Genomic DNA, 16614 nt, shown 5'->3' with positions numbered 1-16614 from the left:
GATGTATTCATCTACTGGGATAGGCTCTTAGCTGATGTAATTGAACAGCGACAGGCCCGAGATCGAGGTGAACGTTTTCTGCGCCGCCTGCAGGGTCACCTGCTGCTGGGTGAAGGTGGAAATGGCTTTCACCATGTCCAGGTCTTGCAGGTCCGACAGGGTGGTGGCGTACTGGAGGTCGAGGTCGTCGCCTGCGCTGTCGAGATAATCGAGCTCCTTCATGCGCGCGCCCACTTCGGTGCGCACCGACAGCACATTGTCGTAGGCCGTGTCGAGTATATTGTGGGCCGCGTTCAAGCCATTCGTCAGGCGCGCCTGGCCCGCATCGCCAGTGGTCGTCTGGCGCAGCACGCCGATCAGGTTTTTCACGGTGGTAAACAGCGATTCCTTGGCGCTCGGCTCCAGCGTAAAGCTGTCCAGGTCGGCCGGCTTGCCCGTGACATTCACTTGCTGGCCGTCGAAGGTGATGGTGTCGCCGCTCTTGTAGGGGATGGGCACGGCGGGATTCGGCACCGTCTGGCCCAAGGTGGCGTCGGTGATGGTATACGTGGTGACGGCAGCGGTGCCCGTGCCCGCGACCTTGAAGTCAATGGAATATTTATGTCCCGTCAATGCCGTCGGGTCCGTCACCGTGCCACCGGAAACGATGCCGGAACCGCCGCGCGTGAAGTTGCCGCTGGCGGCGGCCGTGGTGAACTTGCCGTTGCCGGTCAGGTTGTTTTCAAAGACGGTGGCGCCGGAATCGCTGGTCGCCAGGTAGCGCGCCGAGCCCACCTGCAATTCGCGCTGGCCCTGGTCGCCCACATAGGTGGCGCCCGTCGGCGTCTGGCTGAATGGCTGGGTGGTGGATTTATAGCCGGAAAACAGGTAGCCACCGGCGCCGTCGGCCGTGTTGGCGATGCCCAGCAAGTCGGTCAGCCGCCCTTCCAGTTCCCTCGCCAGGGTTTCGCGGTCGACGTCTTTCAGCGCGGGATTGCCGGCCTTGACGACCAGATCTTTCACGTCCGCAATCAGTGAACCCGTGCTGGCCAGCGCCAGCTCTTCCTGTGACAGGAAATTCTTCGCATTCGAACGGTTCGTCACGAACTGCGTATTGATCGATTGCGACTGCGTCACTTCCAGCGCGCGCGCCGAGGCGATCGGATCGTCGGCAGGCGTCAGGTTGCGGCGGTTCGCCGACAGCTGCATCTGCGTACGGTTCAGGGCACCCTGCAGATTGTTCAGCTGCGAACTGCCCTGGTCATAAATCATTCGTGTGCTGATGCGCATGATGCTGCCCTTCCAGAAAGCCGCCGCGCGCTAAGTCGCGGCAAAAATTGATTAACGTCCCAGGCCGATGACTACGTCGAACAGGGTGCTGGCGATCTGCATGACCTTGCCGCACGCCTGGTAGGACTGCTGGTAACGCAGCAGGTTGGCCGCCTCTTCATCGAGGTTGACGCCGGAGACGGCCTGCTGCTGCGTGCTGACCTGCTGCAGCAAGGCCAGGCTGGCCAGGCCGCTGACCTGTACTTCGCGTGTCTTGTTGCCCACGAAGCTGACGGTTTGCGCATACGAGCCCTGGAACGTGGCATTGCCGCCATCGAGGATGTTCTTCGTCTGCAAGCCCGCCAGCAGCGCGGCATTGCGGTTGTCGCCCACGCCGCCCGTATTGGGCTTGATCGTGAAGGTATCGCCCTGCGCCGGCGTGCCCGTCATGCTGACATTGATGCCGCCAAAGCTGAAGTTGTCGCCTTCCGCATACGGGATGCTCGCCGTACCGGCCGGATAGGTGGTGGTGGCGCCATTCACGCCCTTGACCGTCACCGCCTGGCCGGCCGGGAAACCCGTCAGCGAGGTAGTCGCCTTGTCGTAGGTCAAGGTCACGGGCCCCGTCAGGGCATTGCCCGGGGTCAGGTAGGCCTTGTCGACGGAGCCGGCGCTGAGCTTGCCCGTGCCCGTATTGGCCACCGGCGCCGAGGTGGCGATGGGGGCCCCAGCGGCAATCTTGTTGCGGTCGGTGATCAGCACGGCCAGGCCCGCCGCACCATTCGCCGTCGGTTTGATGACGTAGTTGTCGCCTTGGGCGGCCGTGCCCGAGATCGAGAAATCGACGCCGTCGATGGTTTGCGGCGCCGTTTGCGGGTACGGATTGATGATGGTGTGCGCGCCGTCCGATTCGCGCGTCACCACATAGTTGCTGCCATCGTAATTCAGGCTGTAATCGCTGGCCGTCAGCTTGGTGGGGTCGCTGACCTTGGCCGACAGCACGGTGGTGCTGCTGGCGTTGTTGCCGCGATCGGCGCCGATCACGGGGTCGGGTATCTTGAAAAAGTCGCCGCCCATGGCGCCATTCAAGTCCTGGCCCAGCTTGTGCTGGTCGTTGAAGGTGCTCGCCAGCGCGATGGCCACCTTGCCCAGCGAGTTCTGCACATTGTCCAGGGTGCCGCTGCGAAATTCCAGCAAGCCGCCCAGCGAGCCGCCGGTCAGGGAGCTGTCCGGCAGTACGCTGACGGTATTGCCCGTGACATAGCCCACCTCGATGCGGTTCGGGTCCGTCCGCGAAGGCGTGGCCGCCAGCGCGAAGCTGCGATCCGCCACCACCAGCGGCTGGCCCGCGCCGATGGAAATGGTGACGGTATTGTTGGCAGCGGGTTGCACCGTCGCCTTGACATACTTGTTCAATTCCGTGATCAGCTGGTCGCGCTGGTCCAGCAGATCGTTGGGCTGGTTGCTGGCATCGACCGACAACTGGGAAATCGACTTGTTCAGCTCGGCGAGCTGCTTGGCGTAGGTATTAATCACCGTCACATTCGACGTGATCTGCGAATTGACGCCGTCGCCGATCTCCGTCAGGCGCGCGCTCAAGCCCTGGAAACGGGAAGCGAGCGAGCCGGCGCTCGACAGCAACGCCTGGCGCGAGGCGACCGAAGACGGATTGGCGCTGAAGTCCTGCACGCCCTTGAAGAAATCCTGCATGGCGGGCGACAGGCCCGCCGTGGGGTCGGCCAGCAAGTTGTCGATCTGGCTGATCTGCGTGTAATAGCTGTCGAGCGCGCTGGTGGCGCTTTGTGCGGCATTGACCTGGGTGCCCATGAAGCTGTCGTACTGGCGCTTGATCTGCGACACTTCCGTGCCCGTGCCGACGAAGCCATAGCCGGCAAAGTTCGACTGCGAAGTCTGCTGCAGCACCGTCTGGCGATTGTAGCCGGGTACATTCGCATTCGTGATGTTATGCCCGGTCGTCGACAGGCCCACCTGCGCTGCAAGCAAACCGCTCTTACCGATGCTGAGTAGATTCGAAGTCATGGTGTCTTATTGGTTACCGTCACATGTATTTACGGCAGCCGCGGCGAAAACTTGAAGTGCGCGGCCTGCACAGGGGTACGGCAGGGTCTGTAGGTCGCAATAAATTATTGTAATTTCTGACTTTCATAACCGGCGCTCTGCGGCGTTACCCGCTGCTAGCAGTGCCTGCACTGCGTCGCAACGGGCGCCTTGCAGCGCATCCGCTTCTGTTCGTCATAACTTCACAATAATTTCCCACGACCTACTTAGCCGACCAGCGAATGCTTGATGATTTTTGTCAGTTTGGCAGCGTAATTCGGGTCCGTCGCGTAGCCAGCCTTTTGCAAGCCCTGGGCAAACGTGCTGGCGTCGCCCGCGCTGGCCAGCACTTTTTCGTAGCGCTTGTTGTTTGTAATCAACTGCGCGTAATCCTTGAAGCTGTCCGCGTAGCTGTCATAGGCACGGAATTTCTCCACCTTGCGCTGCGCCTTGCCATTCACATATTCCGTGGTGACGGCTTCCGTGACCTTGCCCTTCCAGTCGCTGGATGCCTTGATGCCGAACAGGTTGTGGCTGCTGCTGCCGTCGCGGGCGATGATTTCGCGCTTGCCCCAGCCCGTCTCCAGCGCTGCCTGGCCCAGCATGAACTTGGCCGGGATGCCGGTGGCGCGGCTGGCTTCTTCCGCATGTACACCCAGCTTTTCCTGGAAGGCGCGCACATGCGGCGCCTGCGTGGCATTGGCCTTCTCGCTCAGGGTCTTGCCCGTGGCGGTGGCACTGGCCGCGCCGTCGGTCAGCGCGCCTTGCTGCTGGCGGAAGGCAGCCAGCGCCTGCGTCATGCTCGACGAGCGGGGCGACGGCGCTTCGGCGCCATCGGCGGCCAGCGCCTGGTTCGAGGACGACAGCTGGCGGATCAGCACGTCCGCCAGGCCCGTGCCCCGCTTGGCCAGGTTCTGGCTCGTCTGCTGATCCAGCATCGAGGTATACATCTTGCTTTGCTGGCTATCCATGATGCCGTCCTGCGGCGAGGCGTCACGCATGCTTTTCATCATCATGTTGATGAACATGGCTTCAAATTGCGTGGCCGCCTCTTTCAGGGCGGCAGGGTCCTTCGCCTTGGCGGACTGGCGCAAGCCATCCATGCCCTTGACGTCGTAGGCGGCGGTATTGCTGAGGTCGGTTTGGCTGATCATGGCGTGCCCATCAAATGATTTCGAGTTCGGCGCGCAGCGAACCGGCCGCCTTCATCGCCTGCAGGATGGCCAGCAAGTCTTGCGGCGAGGCGCCGATGGCGTTCAAGGCTTTCACCACGTCGGACAGCGAAGCGCCACCCTTGACCAGCATGACCTTGCCCGGTTCCTTCTTGATATCGATCTGTGCCGTCTGCGTGACCACCGTGCGCCCGCCCGACAAGGGTGCCGGCTGGCTCACCTGCGGCTCGACATTGATGGTGACGGACAGGTTGCCGTGCGAAATGGCACATGTTTCCAGCGTCACGGACTGGTTCATCACGACGGAACCGGTGCGCGCATTCATGATGACCTTGGCCGCCAGGCGGGCCGGATTGACTTCGATGCTTTCCAGCTGGCCCAGGAAGGTCACGCGCTGGTCGCTGCTGCCCGGCGACTGCACCTGAATCACGCGCCCGTCCAGCGCGGCGGCCGTGCCGGCGCCGTAGCGGCTGTTGATGGCGTCGACCACGCGGCTGGCGGTGGCGAAATCGGTGGCATTCAATTCCAGGCGTATGGTGTTGTTGGCGCCCAGCACCGAGGGCACAGTGCGCTCGACGGTGGCGCCGCCCGAGATGCGCCCCACGCTCAGGTGATTGATGACGATGGAGCTGCCGGCCGCCTGCGCGCCCACGCCGCCCACCAGTACATTGCCCTGCGCCATGCCGTACACCTGGCCGTCGGCGCCCTTCAATGGCGTCATCAATAAGGTGCCGCCGCGCAAGCTTTTCGCATTGCCCATCGACGACACGGTCACGTCGAGCATCTGGCCCGGCTGGGCAAACGCGGGCAAGGACGTCGTCACCATCACGGCGGCCACGTTTTTCAGCTGCAAACTGGTGCCTTGCGGCAAGTTGATACCTTGCTGCTGCAGCATCGCCGCCACGCTCTGGATGGTGAACGGCGTTTGCGTGGTCTGGTCGCCGCTGCCGTCGAGGCCGACAACGAGGCCATAGCCCATCAACTGATTCTGGCGCACGCCGGCGATGCTGGCCAGGTCTTTCAGGCGTTCCGCCTGGGCGACGGGCGCCAGCATGGCGGCTGCCAGGCCGCAGGCGAGCAAAAGGCGGGGGAAAGTCAAGGTCGCCATGATCAGAACGGCAGCAGGCTGAGGAAGAAGCGCGAGGCCATCGAGGCCATTTCGGCGCGGTCGATCTGGCTGTTGGTGCGGTATTCGACGCGCGCGTCGGCCACCTGGGTCGAGGCCACGACGTTGCCCGTGCCGATGGTGTCCGGATTGACCATGCCCGAGAAGCGGATGAATTCCGTGCCCTTGTTCATGGCGATCTGTTTTTCGCCGGCGACGATAAGATTTCCGTTTGGCAATACCTCGATCACCGTCACGCCGATCGTGCCGGAAAAGGTGTTGCTGGCGGACTGGTTGTCGCCATCCGCAAACTTGGTCGCGCCATTCGCCGAGACGGTGCCGCCTAAACGGCCCTGGGCAAAACCAGGCGTACTGAAGCCCACGCTGCCCGACTTGTTGCCGGAGCTGGCGCCCGCCTTGACGGCGTTCGTGCGCTCGGTGATGGCGATCGTCATGGTGTCGCCCACGTGGCGCGCGCGGCGGTCTTCGAAGGCGGGACGGTAAGTCGACGGCTGGTAGATGGAACCGTTGTTGACGACCACGGGTTCCGGCATCGGCGCGCGCGTGGTGGTCGGGTATTGCACGATGGACGTAGGCGTGATGGCGCAGCCGGACAACAGGACTGCGGACAACAGGGCGATGATGGGGTATTGCATGGCGAACCTCCGCTGCCATCCGGCGGCGGATGGCATGACGACTATGAAAATTAAAGTTGCGACAATTTCTGCAGCATTTGATCGGATGTGGTGATGGCCTTGCTGTTGATCTCGTAGGCGCGCTGCGTCTGGATCATGTTGACCATTTCCTCGGCCACGTTGACGTTCGAGCTCTCGATGTAGCCCTGCATCAGCACGCCGGCACCATTCGTGCCCGGGGTGTTGGTTTGCGCCACGCCGGAAGCGCCCGTTTCCATGTACAGGTTTTCGCCCTTCGATTCCAGGCCGGCCGGATTGACGAAGGTGGTCAGCTGCAGGGAGCCGATCTGCGACGGCGCCACGGTATTGGGCAAGGTCACGGAGACGGTGCCGTCGCGCGCCACGGTCAGGCTCAGCGCATTCGTCGGTACGGTGATGGCGGGCTGGATGACGAAGCCTTCGGAAGTCACCAACTGGCCATTGGCATCCGTCTGGAAGGAGCCGTCGCGCGTGTAGGCGGTGGCGCCATCGGGCAGCAGCACCTGGAAGAAACCGGTGCCGTTGACCATCACGTCGCGCGAATTGCCCGACGCCTGGGGATTGCCCTGGGTATGGATGCGTTCGGTAGCCACGGTGCGCACGCCCGTGCCGATCTGCAAGCCCGACGGCAGCTGGGTTTGCTGCGACGATTGCGCACCCGGCTGGCGCACATTTTGATACAGCAAGTCTTCAAACACGGCGCGCGACTTCTTGAAGCCCGTGGTGCTGACGTTGGCCAGGTTATTGGCGATCACGTCCATCTGCGTCTGCTGCGCTTCCAGGCCGGTCTTGGCTATCCAAAGGGAACGAATCATGTTTTTTCTCCAATAACAGCGCTTGCCAGCCCTGTAGACTATTTCTATGTGACCATTATGCGACCGGCTCTATCAATTCAAAGCGAGGATCTGGGTGGCTTTCGCCGCGTTATTCTCGGCATTCTTCAACAAGCTCATTTGTGTTTCGAACTGGCGCGCCAGGGCGATCATGCTGACCATCGAGTCGACGGGGCTGACATTGCTGCCTTCGAGCGCGCCCGTCGTCAATTTGACGGCCTGGTCGGCTTGCGCCAGCGTGCCATCCTTCAGGCGGAACAGGCCGTCGTCGCCGCGCACCAGTTGCTGCTCGGGCGGGTTGACCAGCTTGATGCGTCCCAGCACCGTGGACGGGCCCGGCGGCACATCGGTGGAAATCGTGCCCACCGTGCCATCGCTGGCGATGGACACCGTCACGCCCGGCGGAATGGCCAGCGGACCCGTGTCGCCCTGCACCATCAAGCCCGATTGCGTCTGCAACATGCCGTTTTCATTGAGCTTGAAGGCGCCGTTGCGCGTATAGGCTTCGGAACCGTCGGCCGACTGCACCGCGATCCAGCCGCCATTTTCCACGGCCACATCGAGCGCGCGGCCCGTGTGCTGCATGGGTCCTTGCGTGAAATCGGAACCGACCGTCGAATCGACGACAAAGGCGCGCGTCGGCATCATGCCGTCGGCCACCACAGGCACGGCGCGAAACGAGTCGAGCTGGGCACGGAAACCCGTGCTGGTGGCGTTCGCCAGGTTATTCGCCGTGGTCGCCTGCTTGTCCAGGATGTGCTTGGCGCCCGAGCCGGCGGTGTAGATGAGACGGTCCATGTGTTTCTCCTGTTGCTTTCAACCCAAGGCAAAAACTGGGGTCGGACGGGGACGCCAAGTCCCTCAGGGTCCGACCCCGGCCTTTCGCCGCTAGGGGGTCAATCCATTAGCGCAAGTTCACCAGGGTTTGCAAGACCGAATCCTGCGTCTTGATGGTCTGCGCATTCGCCTGGTAGGCGCGCTGGGCCGTGATCATGTTGACCAGCTCCGCCGTCAGGTCCACGTTCGACACTTCGACGGCCGAGGCGCGCAAGTCGCCCAGGCCGGCCGAGCTCGGCTCACCCGTCATGGGGCTGCCCGAGGTCGAGCTTTCCGCCCAGGCATTGTTGCCCAGCGGCTCGAGGCCATTCGGATTGGCAAACTTGGTCAATACCACCTGGCCCAGGTCGCGCGTCTGGCCATTGTTGTACTGGCCCTGGATCACGCCATCGGAACCCACGACGAAACGGCTCAGCTGGCCGGCCGCATAGCCATCGGCCACGGTGCGCTTTTCGCTGGTGGATGAACTGAGCTGGGTGGAATTGGTGAAGTCGACCTTGATCGCCAGGTTCGCGTTCGCGCCCGTGGCGGGGAAGACGGGCAGGTTGACCGTCACCGGCAGGGTTTGCGGCGGCGTCAGGCCCAGCATGGCGGCCTTGTCCAGGCTACCGACGCTGTTGAACACCAGCGCAGCCGACCTCACGGCGGGCACTTCCGTCACCGAGGCGATATTCTTGTCGATCTGATCCGGTGTCAGGCTGGAATTGATGCCGTTAGGCACGGCGCTGCCATAGGTGGCGCTGATGGCATTCAACTGGGCGGTGCTGGCGCCGGCCAGCACGGCGGCGGCGCGCACGGCAGCGCCGGCCGCATTGCCATAGGCGACGGCGGCAGCCGTGATAGCCGCCGGCACCAGCGGCACGGCAGTGGCGGCGGACTGGTAGGCGGTGCGCGCGGCCAGCGAGGCGGCATCGGTCTGCGCCGCAGCCGCCACTTTCGCGCTGGTAATTTCCTTGCCGTCAGTAGCCGAGTAGACATCCCAGCTATTGATGCCCGTCTTGACGTAGAAATTGGACATGGTGTGGGCATTGCCCAGCGAATCGTAGACGGGCACGGGGAATTGCTTGGTCCACGACTTTTGCTCGCCCACGCTGAACGGCACCACGGTCGGCATGGCCGAGTTGGAATCGAGGTTGACCTGGGTATCGACCTTGGTGGTCGCCTGCGGCGCCATGTCGGACGGGTCGATCTGCAGCGGTACGACGGCGCCGGCCAGGATCTTGCCGTTCACGTCGGCCGGATAGCCCGTCAGCTGGGCTTTCTGGGCATTGATGATGAAGCCGCTCTTGTCGACCTGGAACTGGCCGTTGCGCGAATACTGGATGGCACCGTTCACGCTGGTGCGGAAGAAACCGCCGCCATTGATGGCGATGTCGAGCGGATTCGACGAGCTTTCCAGGTTACCCTGGTTGAACAGCTGCGCCACTTGCGACACGGCCACGCCGATGCCGGGCTGGTTGCCGCCCACGCCATACAGCGAATTGGCATAGATGTCGGCAAACTGCGCCTGCGATTGCTTGAAACCCACGGTGGCCGAGTTGGCGATATTGTTGCCGATGACGTCCAGCGATTTGGCGGCGCCATTCAAGCCGCTCAGGCCTTGTTGGAAAGACATTGTGTTCTCCTGGTAGAAATTAGGGGTAGAGGGTCTACGCTACAAACGAGCGGCTTACAAAATCTGTTTCACATCGGCCATGGTGATGCTGCCCACGCCCGGCACATTCAACTTCACGCCGCCGGCGCCCGTCGACACGCTGGCGACCGAGCCGAACATCAGCGCCGCCGCATCCGTGAGCTTGGCGCCGCCACGCGTTGCTTCCACCGAAAAGGTATAGGCGCCGTCGGCCAGCACGATCGGCTTGCCATCCTTGTCGAGCTCGGCGGTGGAACCGTTCCAGCCCAGCGGCAAGGTACCCGCATCCTGCGGGCCCAGGTCGATGGAATGGACTTCCTTGCCCGCGCTGTTGTAGATGATGACCTTGACGCTGTCGGCCGGCGTCGCCAGGTCCACGCCCAGCAGGGCCGCGCTCTTGCTCAGGGTGACGTTCTTGCCTGCCGTCAGCACGCCGTGGCCGATGATATTCGCTGCCTGCATGGATTCGGCCTGCTGGTAGCTGGTTTTCAGCGTTTCCAGCGTGGTATTGAGCTTGTTGACGCCCGTCACCGTGGACAGCTGGGCCAGCTGGCTCGTCAGCTGCGCATTGTCCAGCGGGTTCATTGGATCCTGATTTTGCAGCTGGGTCACCAGCAGGGTCAGGAATTTGTTCGTTTCTTCCTCGACGCTGCCCTTCGCGGCCGTCGTCTTCTTCGGATTCATCGTCGCCATCAGGTCGGTGACGGTGGTGGTGCTGGTATCGATGGTTGCCATAATGGTCAGTCAGCCCTATTGGCCGAGCGTAAGGGTTTTCAGGAGCAGCGACTTGGCCGCGTTCATGGTTTCCACGTTGGTCTGGTACGAGCGCGAAGCCGACAGCATGTTGACCATCTCGTCGACCGTATTCACGTTGGGCATGGTGACGTAGCCCTTCTCGTCGGCCAGCGGGTTCTTCGGGTCGTAGACCAGCTTCATCGGCGACGGATCTTCGATCACCTTCTGCACCTTGACGGCCGTGGCGCCGTTGGCCATGGGCACGGCTTCGAACACCACCTGCTTGGCGCGGTAGGCTTCGCCCGTGGCGCTGGTGGCGCTGTCGGCATTGGCCAGGTTGCTGGCCACCGTGTTCAGGCGCTGCGCCTGGGCGCTCATGGCCGAACCGGACACGTTGAAGATATTAAATAGCGACATGATTATTGTCCTCCCTGGATGGCCGTCAGCATGCCCTTGATCTGCGAGTTGAGGAACGTCACGGCCGCCTCGTAGCGGATGGCATTGTCGGCAAAGGCGTTGCGTTCAAGATCCATGTCCACCGTATTGCCGTCGACGGCGCCCTGGGCCGGCGCGCGGTACAGCAGCGGCGTGCCGTCAGCCAGGGTCTCGACCTTGCCGCCCGTGCTGCTCCCTGCGGCAGCGGCCACGCCCTTGCCCGGCAGATGCTGCGGCGCCGTGCCCTTCAAGGCCGGCGGCACGCCATCCTTGCGCGCCATCGCCCCCTTCAGCGCGCTGGCGAAATCGACATCGCGCGCCTTGTAGTTGGGCGTATCGGCATTCGCGATATTCGAGGCGAGCAATTCCTGGCGCGTCGAGCGCAGGCTCAGCGCCGTCTCGTTGAAGCGCATGTAATCGTCGAGTTTCCCTATCATGTCAGGCTCCGGAAAGATCTGCCACTGGCGCCTGAGATGGCGGAAGGATGGCGGTATAGTGATGACAGGAAACATAGTACGGCGCCCACCGGCAAGGCCATCGCCGGATCAGACCGTACTTTTACCCCTTAATCGGCGCTTCGATCAGGGCTGCGCGCACTATCATGGCACTATTCCAGAGGCCTATCACCATGAAAACACCGCTCGCTTTCTTCTTCGCTCTTGCCGCCCTGCCACTATTGGCGCAGGCGCAAAACGCCGGCCGGCAGACGCCGGAAGCGCTACGCAACAGCGTGGAACAGTTCCTGCAAGTGCAAAGCAATGGCTTGCCAGGCAAGGTGACGGTCACCGTCGGCGCCGTCGATCCGCGCCTGAACCTGGCCGCCTGCCCCGCGCCGCAAGCGTTCATGGCGCCAGGCGCGCGCGCCTGGGGCAAGACTACCGTGGGCGTGCGCTGTACGGCACCCTCCAACTGGACCATTTATTTGCAGGCCAACGTGGCCGTGGTGGGCGACTACGTGGCCAGCGCCGTGCCGCTGGCACAAGGGCAAGCCATCGACGCCAGCCAGCTGGTGACGATGCAGGGCGACCTGGCGGCATTGCCGGCAGGCATCGCCACCGACATGGCCCAGGTGGTGGGCGCCAGCACGAATATTTCCTTGCCACCAGGCACGCCGATGCGCCTCGATACCCTGCGCCGCAAGCCGGTGGTCATGCAAGGCCAGCTGGTGCGCGTCGTTTCAAGTGGCAACGGTTTCCAGGTGGCATCAGAAGGACGCGCCATCGGCAGCGCCGGCGATGGCCAGACGGTGCAGGTACGCACGCAGAGCGGCCAGCAGATCAGCGGCGTGGCGCGCGCGGGTGGCATGGTGGAGGTCGCCTTTTAACGCGAATAGATAGCGATATTGTAGTCTGGCGCACTAAAGTTCCTGGATAAGATGCCGATAAGATGTCATATCCCGGAGTTTTTTGACTTCGACCAGACGAGGATCACGCTGTGAAAATTACCGACAACACCATTAAAAGCAATCCCGGCCTGCCGGTGGCGCCCGCGAATACCTCCGGCGCCCGGAATGCCGAGAAAGCCCAGGCAACACCGACGACGTCGGACAATGTACGCCTGTCGCCGCAAGGACAGGCATTAGCGGCCAGTGCAACTGCCGGCAGCGGCGCCGTGTTCGACACGAAAAAAGTCGAACGCATCAAACTGGCGATCGCCGACGGCCAGTTCCAGGTCAACTCTGAAAAAGTGGCGGACGGTCTCCTCGACACAGTCAAGGACTTGCTGCACTCACGAAATAGATAGGTTCCCTCATGCAATCAGTGACTCCGTTTTCCAGCCTGCGCGACGAGCAACAGCTCATGACCACATTGCTGGCATTGATGAAAGAAGAACAGCGGCATCTGGTTGCGGCTGACATCGATGCAATCACGGAGCTCACGGTGCGCAAGACGGCACTCGTCGGACAATTGAGCCAGCTGGCGGCGCAACGCCACCAGGCGCTGGCGGCAGCCGGTTTCACGGCCGCCGAAGCGGGCATGGAAGACTGGCTGATCAGCGCCAGCGAAGCCGAAGCGGCGCCCCTGTGGAAAGCCCTGCTCGACACCACGCGCGAAGCGAAAGAACAGAACCGGCTTAACAGCCTGCTGGTCAACAAGCACATGCTGCACACGCAAGGCGCCCTGAACGCCATGCGCCCCACGGCCCAGAGCGGCAATTTCTACGGCCCCAGCGGCCAACCGACGACGAACACGGCCAGCCGGCGCGTCGTCATCGGCTAAGTCCCTTATTTAGAGCCTATCCCCCGGCAAGGCGCAGCGGCTTTGCCAGCTCAGCCGTGCCCGGGTCGTCCCGTGTGCTGGCGAAATTTCGCCGCGATGGCTTGCCCCTTCGCGGCGGCGGCGGCCTGCTGCGCCGGGGTCAGTTCATCCTGCAGCCAGTGCCAGTATTCATCCTGATACGGATTGGTGGCGCCGGGAGCGAGGATGTCGTCGTAGACGAGGCGCAGGGCCAGCAGGTAGCCATACGCTTGCGGCGCATCTTTCTGCACCACCTCGCCATCGCGCAGGTAGGCCATCATCAGGGTAGCCACGCTGGAGAGTTCAGCTTCGTCCGCCTGCGCCGTCAGCTGGGCGATGGCTTGCCGCTTCCATGCCTGCACCAGCGGATCGTCGGGACGGTTGCGCAGCGCGCTGCGGTCGCCGAACGGCCCTTCCGACAGGAAAAGGGTGGCGGCGCCCGGCACGCCCGCCTTGGCGGCAGTGGCCAGGTAGCCCAGTCGGTCCTCGCGCTGGCGCTGCGTCAGGCCCGCGCACAGCTGCTGCTGGGCGGCTTTTTCTGCCGCCGTCATCTCGCGTCCCAACTCGAATTCCAGCCCCGGCAAGCGGCTCTCGCGCTGGAAGACGATGCAGTCGTCGAGCAGGTTGTAGGCCGCATACGCGTCTTCCGGCCTGCCGCTGGCGGCCAGGCGTTCGAGCCGCTGCGCCAGGGAAACGACAACGGGCGCGTCAGCCGCAGGGACGGAAGCCTCGATAGGCAAATACGATTCCAGGCTGCGCCCCGCTGGTGCGCTGGCGGCAGCGATAGCCACAGATTCCGGCGCGCCGCCGTCGGGTGCGGGCCAGTACGCCAACGCCAGTGCTGCCGCGATGGCAGCGGCGATGGCGATACTGGTGAATTTGACGTTCATGGTGAGGATGCGCGTGGATGGGAAGCGCACGTTACCACAGGTGCGCGGCGGCATGCCGCACGCGGCGCGGGCAATCAGCCGCCGGCTTTTTTCGCTTGGTGGCCCAGTTTGGCCAGCGCGGCCACGATGGTGTCCACGTGGTCGCCCTGCACTTCGATCACGCCATCCTTGACGGTGCCGCCCGAGCCGCATTGCGTGCGCAGCTGCTTGCCCAGCAGGGCCAGCGCGATGGCGTCCAGCGCCAGGCCTTTCACCACGCTGACGCTCTTGCCGCCGCGGCCCTTGGTCTGGCGCGACACGCGCACCACGCCATCGCCCGCAGGCGCCACCTTGGCCTGCGCCTTGCACGCGCATTGCGCCAGCGGCTGGCGGCAGGCGGGACACATGCGGCCCGTTTCAGTGGAATACACGAGACCGCCCAGGGAACTGCTTTTCATGATGGAGAGATAAAAAGGGAGAAGGCGCGATTGTACCAAGCGCCGGGTTCAGTTGGCGGGAGCAGGTGCCGGTGCGACGGGCGGCGTCGGCACTTCCGTCACCGTCTCGGGGATGCCCGACAAAATCGTCACGGCGACCCTGCGGTTGCGCGCGCGCCCTTCCGGCGTTTCGTTCGGCGCCACGGGGATGTTGTCGGCATGGCCCACGGCCGTCAGGCGCGACGCTTGCACGCCGCTGGCGATGAACAGGCGCACCACGGCGCTGGCGCGCGCGGCCGACAATTCCCAGTTCGAGGCAAAGGTCGAATTACTGATCGGCTGCACATCCGTATGTCCTTCCACCTGCACGTCGTGCGTGTCATCCTTGAGCAGCACGGCCACGGCGCGCAAGGCCTGGTCCGACTCCATCGTCAGCCCTGCGGCGCCCGGGTCGAACAGCACGCTGGCATTGATTTCCACGCTCACGCCGCGGCTCGTCTGCGTCACCCGCACCTTGCCTTCCTTGACCAGCGGCGCCAGCGTGGACGTCAGGTCCTGCGCCAGGCGCGTCATGTGTTCGCGCTCGCGGCGGATGGCTTCCGTGCGGCGTTTCAGGGCTGGGTTCGGCAGCGCAATGGCTTGCGGCGCTTCCATGATGATGGGCGGCGCGCCCTTTTCCAGGCTGAAGGCCTGGCCGATGGCATTCTGGAAGACGCGGTATTTACCTTCGTTGACTTGCGAAATCGCGTACATGACGACGAAAAAGGCGAACAGCAAGGTGATGAAGTCGGCATACGAGATCAGCCAGCGGTCCTGGTTGTCCGGCTCCTCGTCATACTTCCTGCGCGCGCGCCGCATCATGCTCAGTGCTCGTGCAGCAGGCTGGCCACGCGCTCTTCGATGATGCGCGTGTGGTCGCCCGTGGCGATGTCGTACAGCACGGCGGCCGTGATTTCATACTGCAGTACCCGGCGCGAGACGATGGCCTTGAGTTTATTTGCCACCGGCAGGAACAGCAGATTGGCCAGGCCCACGCCATAAATCGTCGAGACAAACGCCACGGCGATGCCGCTGCCTAATTTACTCGGGTCGGTGAGGTTTTCCATCACGTGGATCAGGCCCAGCACGGCGCCCAGGATGCCGATGGTGGGCGAATAGCCGGCCGCCGATTCCCACACCTTGACGGCCTGGCGTTCGGCCATCTCGTAGGCGGAGATTTCCACGTCGAGCAACTGGCGCAGCTTGTCGGGCGCGATGCCGTCGACGATCATGCGCAAGCCCTTGGCATTGAAGCGGTCGGCCGTGTTCTCCATCAGGCGTTCGAGCGCCAGCGGGCCATCGCGGCGCGCCGTCAAACTCCATTGCCCGATGTCGCGCGCCAGCGCGGCACGCGTGTCGGCTGGCGGCAGGAAGACCCAGCGCAGCATTTCCAGGCCGCGCACGAAGGTGCGCAGCCGCGTTTGCAGCAGCACGGCGCCGAAGGTGCCAATGACCACGATGGCAAAGGCGGCCGGCTGCAGCAGGGAGGCCATCTTGCCGCCTTCCAGTGCCTGGCCGACCAAGAGGCCCGCCAGCGCCAGCGCCAGCCCGATTACGCTGGACCAGTCCACGCCAGCTCCCTCAAGGTTGCCCGCAGGCGCGCGACGGCCTGGGTATGCAGCTGCGAGACGCGCGATTCGGACACGCCCATCACCGCACCGATCTCCTTCAGGTTCAGCTCTTCTTCGTAGTACAGGCCCATGAGCATTTTCTCGCGTGGCGGCAGCGCGTCGATGGCATCGATCACGGATTGCCGGAAATCGGTATCGAGCAGGGACCGCAAGGGGTCGCTGTTCTCGTCCACGCAATGGCGGTCGAGAAAGCTGTCATTGCCGTCCGGGTCATGAAAGTCTTCGTAGTACAGCAACTGGTGGCCGCCGCCGTCGCCCAGCATTTCCTGGTAGTCGACCAGCGACATTTTCAGCAATTTTGCCACTTCCGACTCCGTCGGCGGGTGTCCCAGGCGCTGCTGCAAAATGCTCATCGCCTCTTCGATCTTGCGCATGTTCTGGCGCATGCTGCGCGGCAGCCAGTCGCTGGTGCGCAATTCGTCGAGCATGGCGCCGCGGATGCGCAGCACGGCATACGTCTCGAACTGCGCGCCATGCGTCTCTTCATAGCGGCTGATGGCGTCGAGCAGGCCGATCATGCCGGCCTGGATCAGGTCATCGACCTCGACCGAAGGCGGCAATTTCGCCTTCATATGGTGCGCCAGACGCTTCACCAGCGGAATGTGCTCCGTCAGCAAATAGTCCTTGTTCGATTTCCCTTTGACCGTGTACATAGGCTGCTTATTGTTTTA

19 protein-coding genes are annotated in these 16614 nt (G+C 63.3%); 3 read left to right on the top strand and 16 right to left on the bottom strand.

Annotated features, from left to right (window positions below):
• Positions 1-27: 27 nt before the first annotated feature.
• The 11 genes from flgL to flgB all read right to left on the bottom strand — a co-directional run bounded on the left by flgL (position 28) and on the right by flgB (position 11167).
• The gene (flgL, locus tag ACP7EG_RS00655; protein ID WP_426086012.1) at positions 28-1269 is read right to left on the bottom strand and encodes a flagellar hook-associated protein FlgL; all 1242 of its coding nucleotides are present in this window, start codon (positions 1267-1269) and stop codon (positions 28-30) included.
• 51 nt (positions 1270-1320) lie between these two features.
• On the bottom strand, positions 1321-3288 hold the full coding sequence (gene flgK / locus ACP7EG_RS00650) for a flagellar hook-associated protein FlgK (protein WP_426086011.1): 1968 nt from the start codon (positions 3286-3288) through the stop codon (positions 1321-1323).
• A gap of 245 nt (positions 3289-3533) precedes the next feature.
• Positions 3534-4460: a flagellar assembly peptidoglycan hydrolase FlgJ gene (flgJ, locus tag ACP7EG_RS00645; protein WP_426086010.1), complete on the bottom strand. Its 927-nt coding sequence runs from the start codon at positions 4458-4460 to the stop codon at positions 3534-3536.
• Positions 4461-4470: 10 nt separating this feature from the next.
• A complete protein-coding gene (locus ACP7EG_RS00640; protein WP_096237493.1) occupies positions 4471-5586 on the bottom strand; it encodes a flagellar basal body P-ring protein FlgI in 1116 nt (371 codons plus the stop codon).
• Between the two features lie 2 nt (positions 5587-5588).
• Positions 5589-6239, bottom strand: a complete 651-nt coding sequence (locus ACP7EG_RS00635; RefSeq protein WP_426086009.1) for a flagellar basal body L-ring protein FlgH — start codon at positions 6237-6239, stop codon at positions 5589-5591.
• A gap of 50 nt (positions 6240-6289) precedes the next feature.
• Positions 6290-7072: a flagellar basal-body rod protein FlgG gene (flgG, locus tag ACP7EG_RS00630; RefSeq protein WP_010400781.1), complete on the bottom strand. Its 783-nt coding sequence runs from the start codon at positions 7070-7072 to the stop codon at positions 6290-6292.
• Positions 7073-7144: 72 nt separating this feature from the next.
• Positions 7145-7888 carry a flagellar basal body rod protein FlgF gene (locus tag ACP7EG_RS00625; protein WP_282406778.1) on the bottom strand — a complete coding sequence of 248 codons (744 nt, stop codon included), beginning with the start codon at positions 7886-7888 and terminating at the stop codon, positions 7145-7147.
• A gap of 106 nt (positions 7889-7994) precedes the next feature.
• A complete protein-coding gene (locus ACP7EG_RS00620; protein WP_426086007.1) occupies positions 7995-9542 on the bottom strand; it encodes a flagellar hook protein FlgE in 1548 nt (515 codons plus the stop codon).
• A gap of 54 nt (positions 9543-9596) precedes the next feature.
• Positions 9597-10295, bottom strand: coding sequence for a flagellar hook assembly protein FlgD (locus tag ACP7EG_RS00615; RefSeq protein WP_426086005.1), 699 nt, complete (start codon positions 10293-10295; stop codon positions 9597-9599).
• 15 nt (positions 10296-10310) lie between these two features.
• Complete coding sequence (flgC, locus tag ACP7EG_RS00610; protein ID WP_071075845.1) at positions 10311-10712, bottom strand: flagellar basal body rod protein FlgC; 402 nt, start codon at positions 10710-10712, stop codon at positions 10311-10313.
• A gap of 2 nt (positions 10713-10714) precedes the next feature.
• Entirely contained in the window at positions 10715-11167 is a 453-nt protein-coding gene (gene flgB / locus ACP7EG_RS00605; RefSeq protein WP_071075844.1) for a flagellar basal body rod protein FlgB, read from the bottom strand.
• A gap of 191 nt (positions 11168-11358) precedes the next feature.
• On the opposite strand from flgB, the gene flgA reads away from it, so the two are divergent.
• The 3 genes from flgA to ACP7EG_RS00590 all read left to right on the top strand — a co-directional run bounded on the left by flgA (position 11359) and on the right by ACP7EG_RS00590 (position 12949).
• Positions 11359-12054: a flagellar basal body P-ring formation chaperone FlgA gene (flgA, locus tag ACP7EG_RS00600; RefSeq protein ID WP_070220163.1), complete on the top strand. Its 696-nt coding sequence runs from the start codon at positions 11359-11361 to the stop codon at positions 12052-12054.
• 110 nt (positions 12055-12164) lie between these two features.
• A complete protein-coding gene (flgM, locus tag ACP7EG_RS00595; protein ID WP_034754089.1) occupies positions 12165-12473 on the top strand; it encodes a flagellar biosynthesis anti-sigma factor FlgM in 309 nt (102 codons plus the stop codon).
• An 8-nt stretch (positions 12474-12481) separates the two neighbouring features.
• On the top strand, positions 12482-12949 hold the full coding sequence (locus tag ACP7EG_RS00590) for a flagella synthesis protein FlgN (protein ID WP_096237503.1): 468 nt from the start codon (positions 12482-12484) through the stop codon (positions 12947-12949).
• A gap of 50 nt (positions 12950-12999) precedes the next feature.
• Here the strand turns inward: ACP7EG_RS00590 and ACP7EG_RS00585 are convergent, their stop codons facing one another.
• Genes ACP7EG_RS00585 through ACP7EG_RS00565 form a run of 5 tightly spaced genes read right to left on the bottom strand, consistent with a single transcriptional unit; the run spans position 13000 to position 16596 of the window.
• Positions 13000-13911, bottom strand: a complete 912-nt coding sequence (locus ACP7EG_RS00585; protein ID WP_426086003.1) for a hypothetical protein — start codon at positions 13909-13911, stop codon at positions 13000-13002.
• 20 nt (positions 13912-13931) lie between these two features.
• Positions 13932-14294 carry a translation initiation factor Sui1 gene (locus tag ACP7EG_RS00580; protein WP_426086002.1) on the bottom strand — a complete coding sequence of 121 codons (363 nt, stop codon included), beginning with the start codon at positions 14292-14294 and terminating at the stop codon, positions 13932-13934.
• A 48-nt stretch (positions 14295-14342) separates the two neighbouring features.
• The gene (gene motD / locus ACP7EG_RS00575; protein WP_426087113.1) at positions 14343-15131 is read right to left on the bottom strand and encodes a flagellar motor protein MotD; all 789 of its coding nucleotides are present in this window, start codon (positions 15129-15131) and stop codon (positions 14343-14345) included.
• A 5-nt stretch (positions 15132-15136) separates the two neighbouring features.
• Entirely contained in the window at positions 15137-15883 is a 747-nt protein-coding gene (locus ACP7EG_RS00570) for a flagellar motor protein (RefSeq protein WP_071075840.1), read from the bottom strand.
• Positions 15865-16596 (bottom strand): RNA polymerase sigma factor FliA, encoded by a 732-nt coding sequence (locus tag ACP7EG_RS00565; RefSeq protein WP_096237506.1) that lies wholly within the window; start codon positions 16594-16596, stop codon positions 15865-15867. Before ACP7EG_RS00565 ends, ACP7EG_RS00570 begins: the two co-directional genes overlap by 19 nt.
• Positions 16597-16614 lie beyond the last annotated feature (18 nt).

Source organism: Janthinobacterium sp. PSPC1-1, assembly GCF_049897625.1.
In the GTDB taxonomy this organism is placed as follows: Bacteria; Pseudomonadota; Gammaproteobacteria; order Burkholderiales; family Burkholderiaceae_D; genus Janthinobacterium; species Janthinobacterium tructae.
Note: the sequence above shows the minus strand (reverse complement) of the source record. Positions and strands in the feature narration are given on the sequence as shown.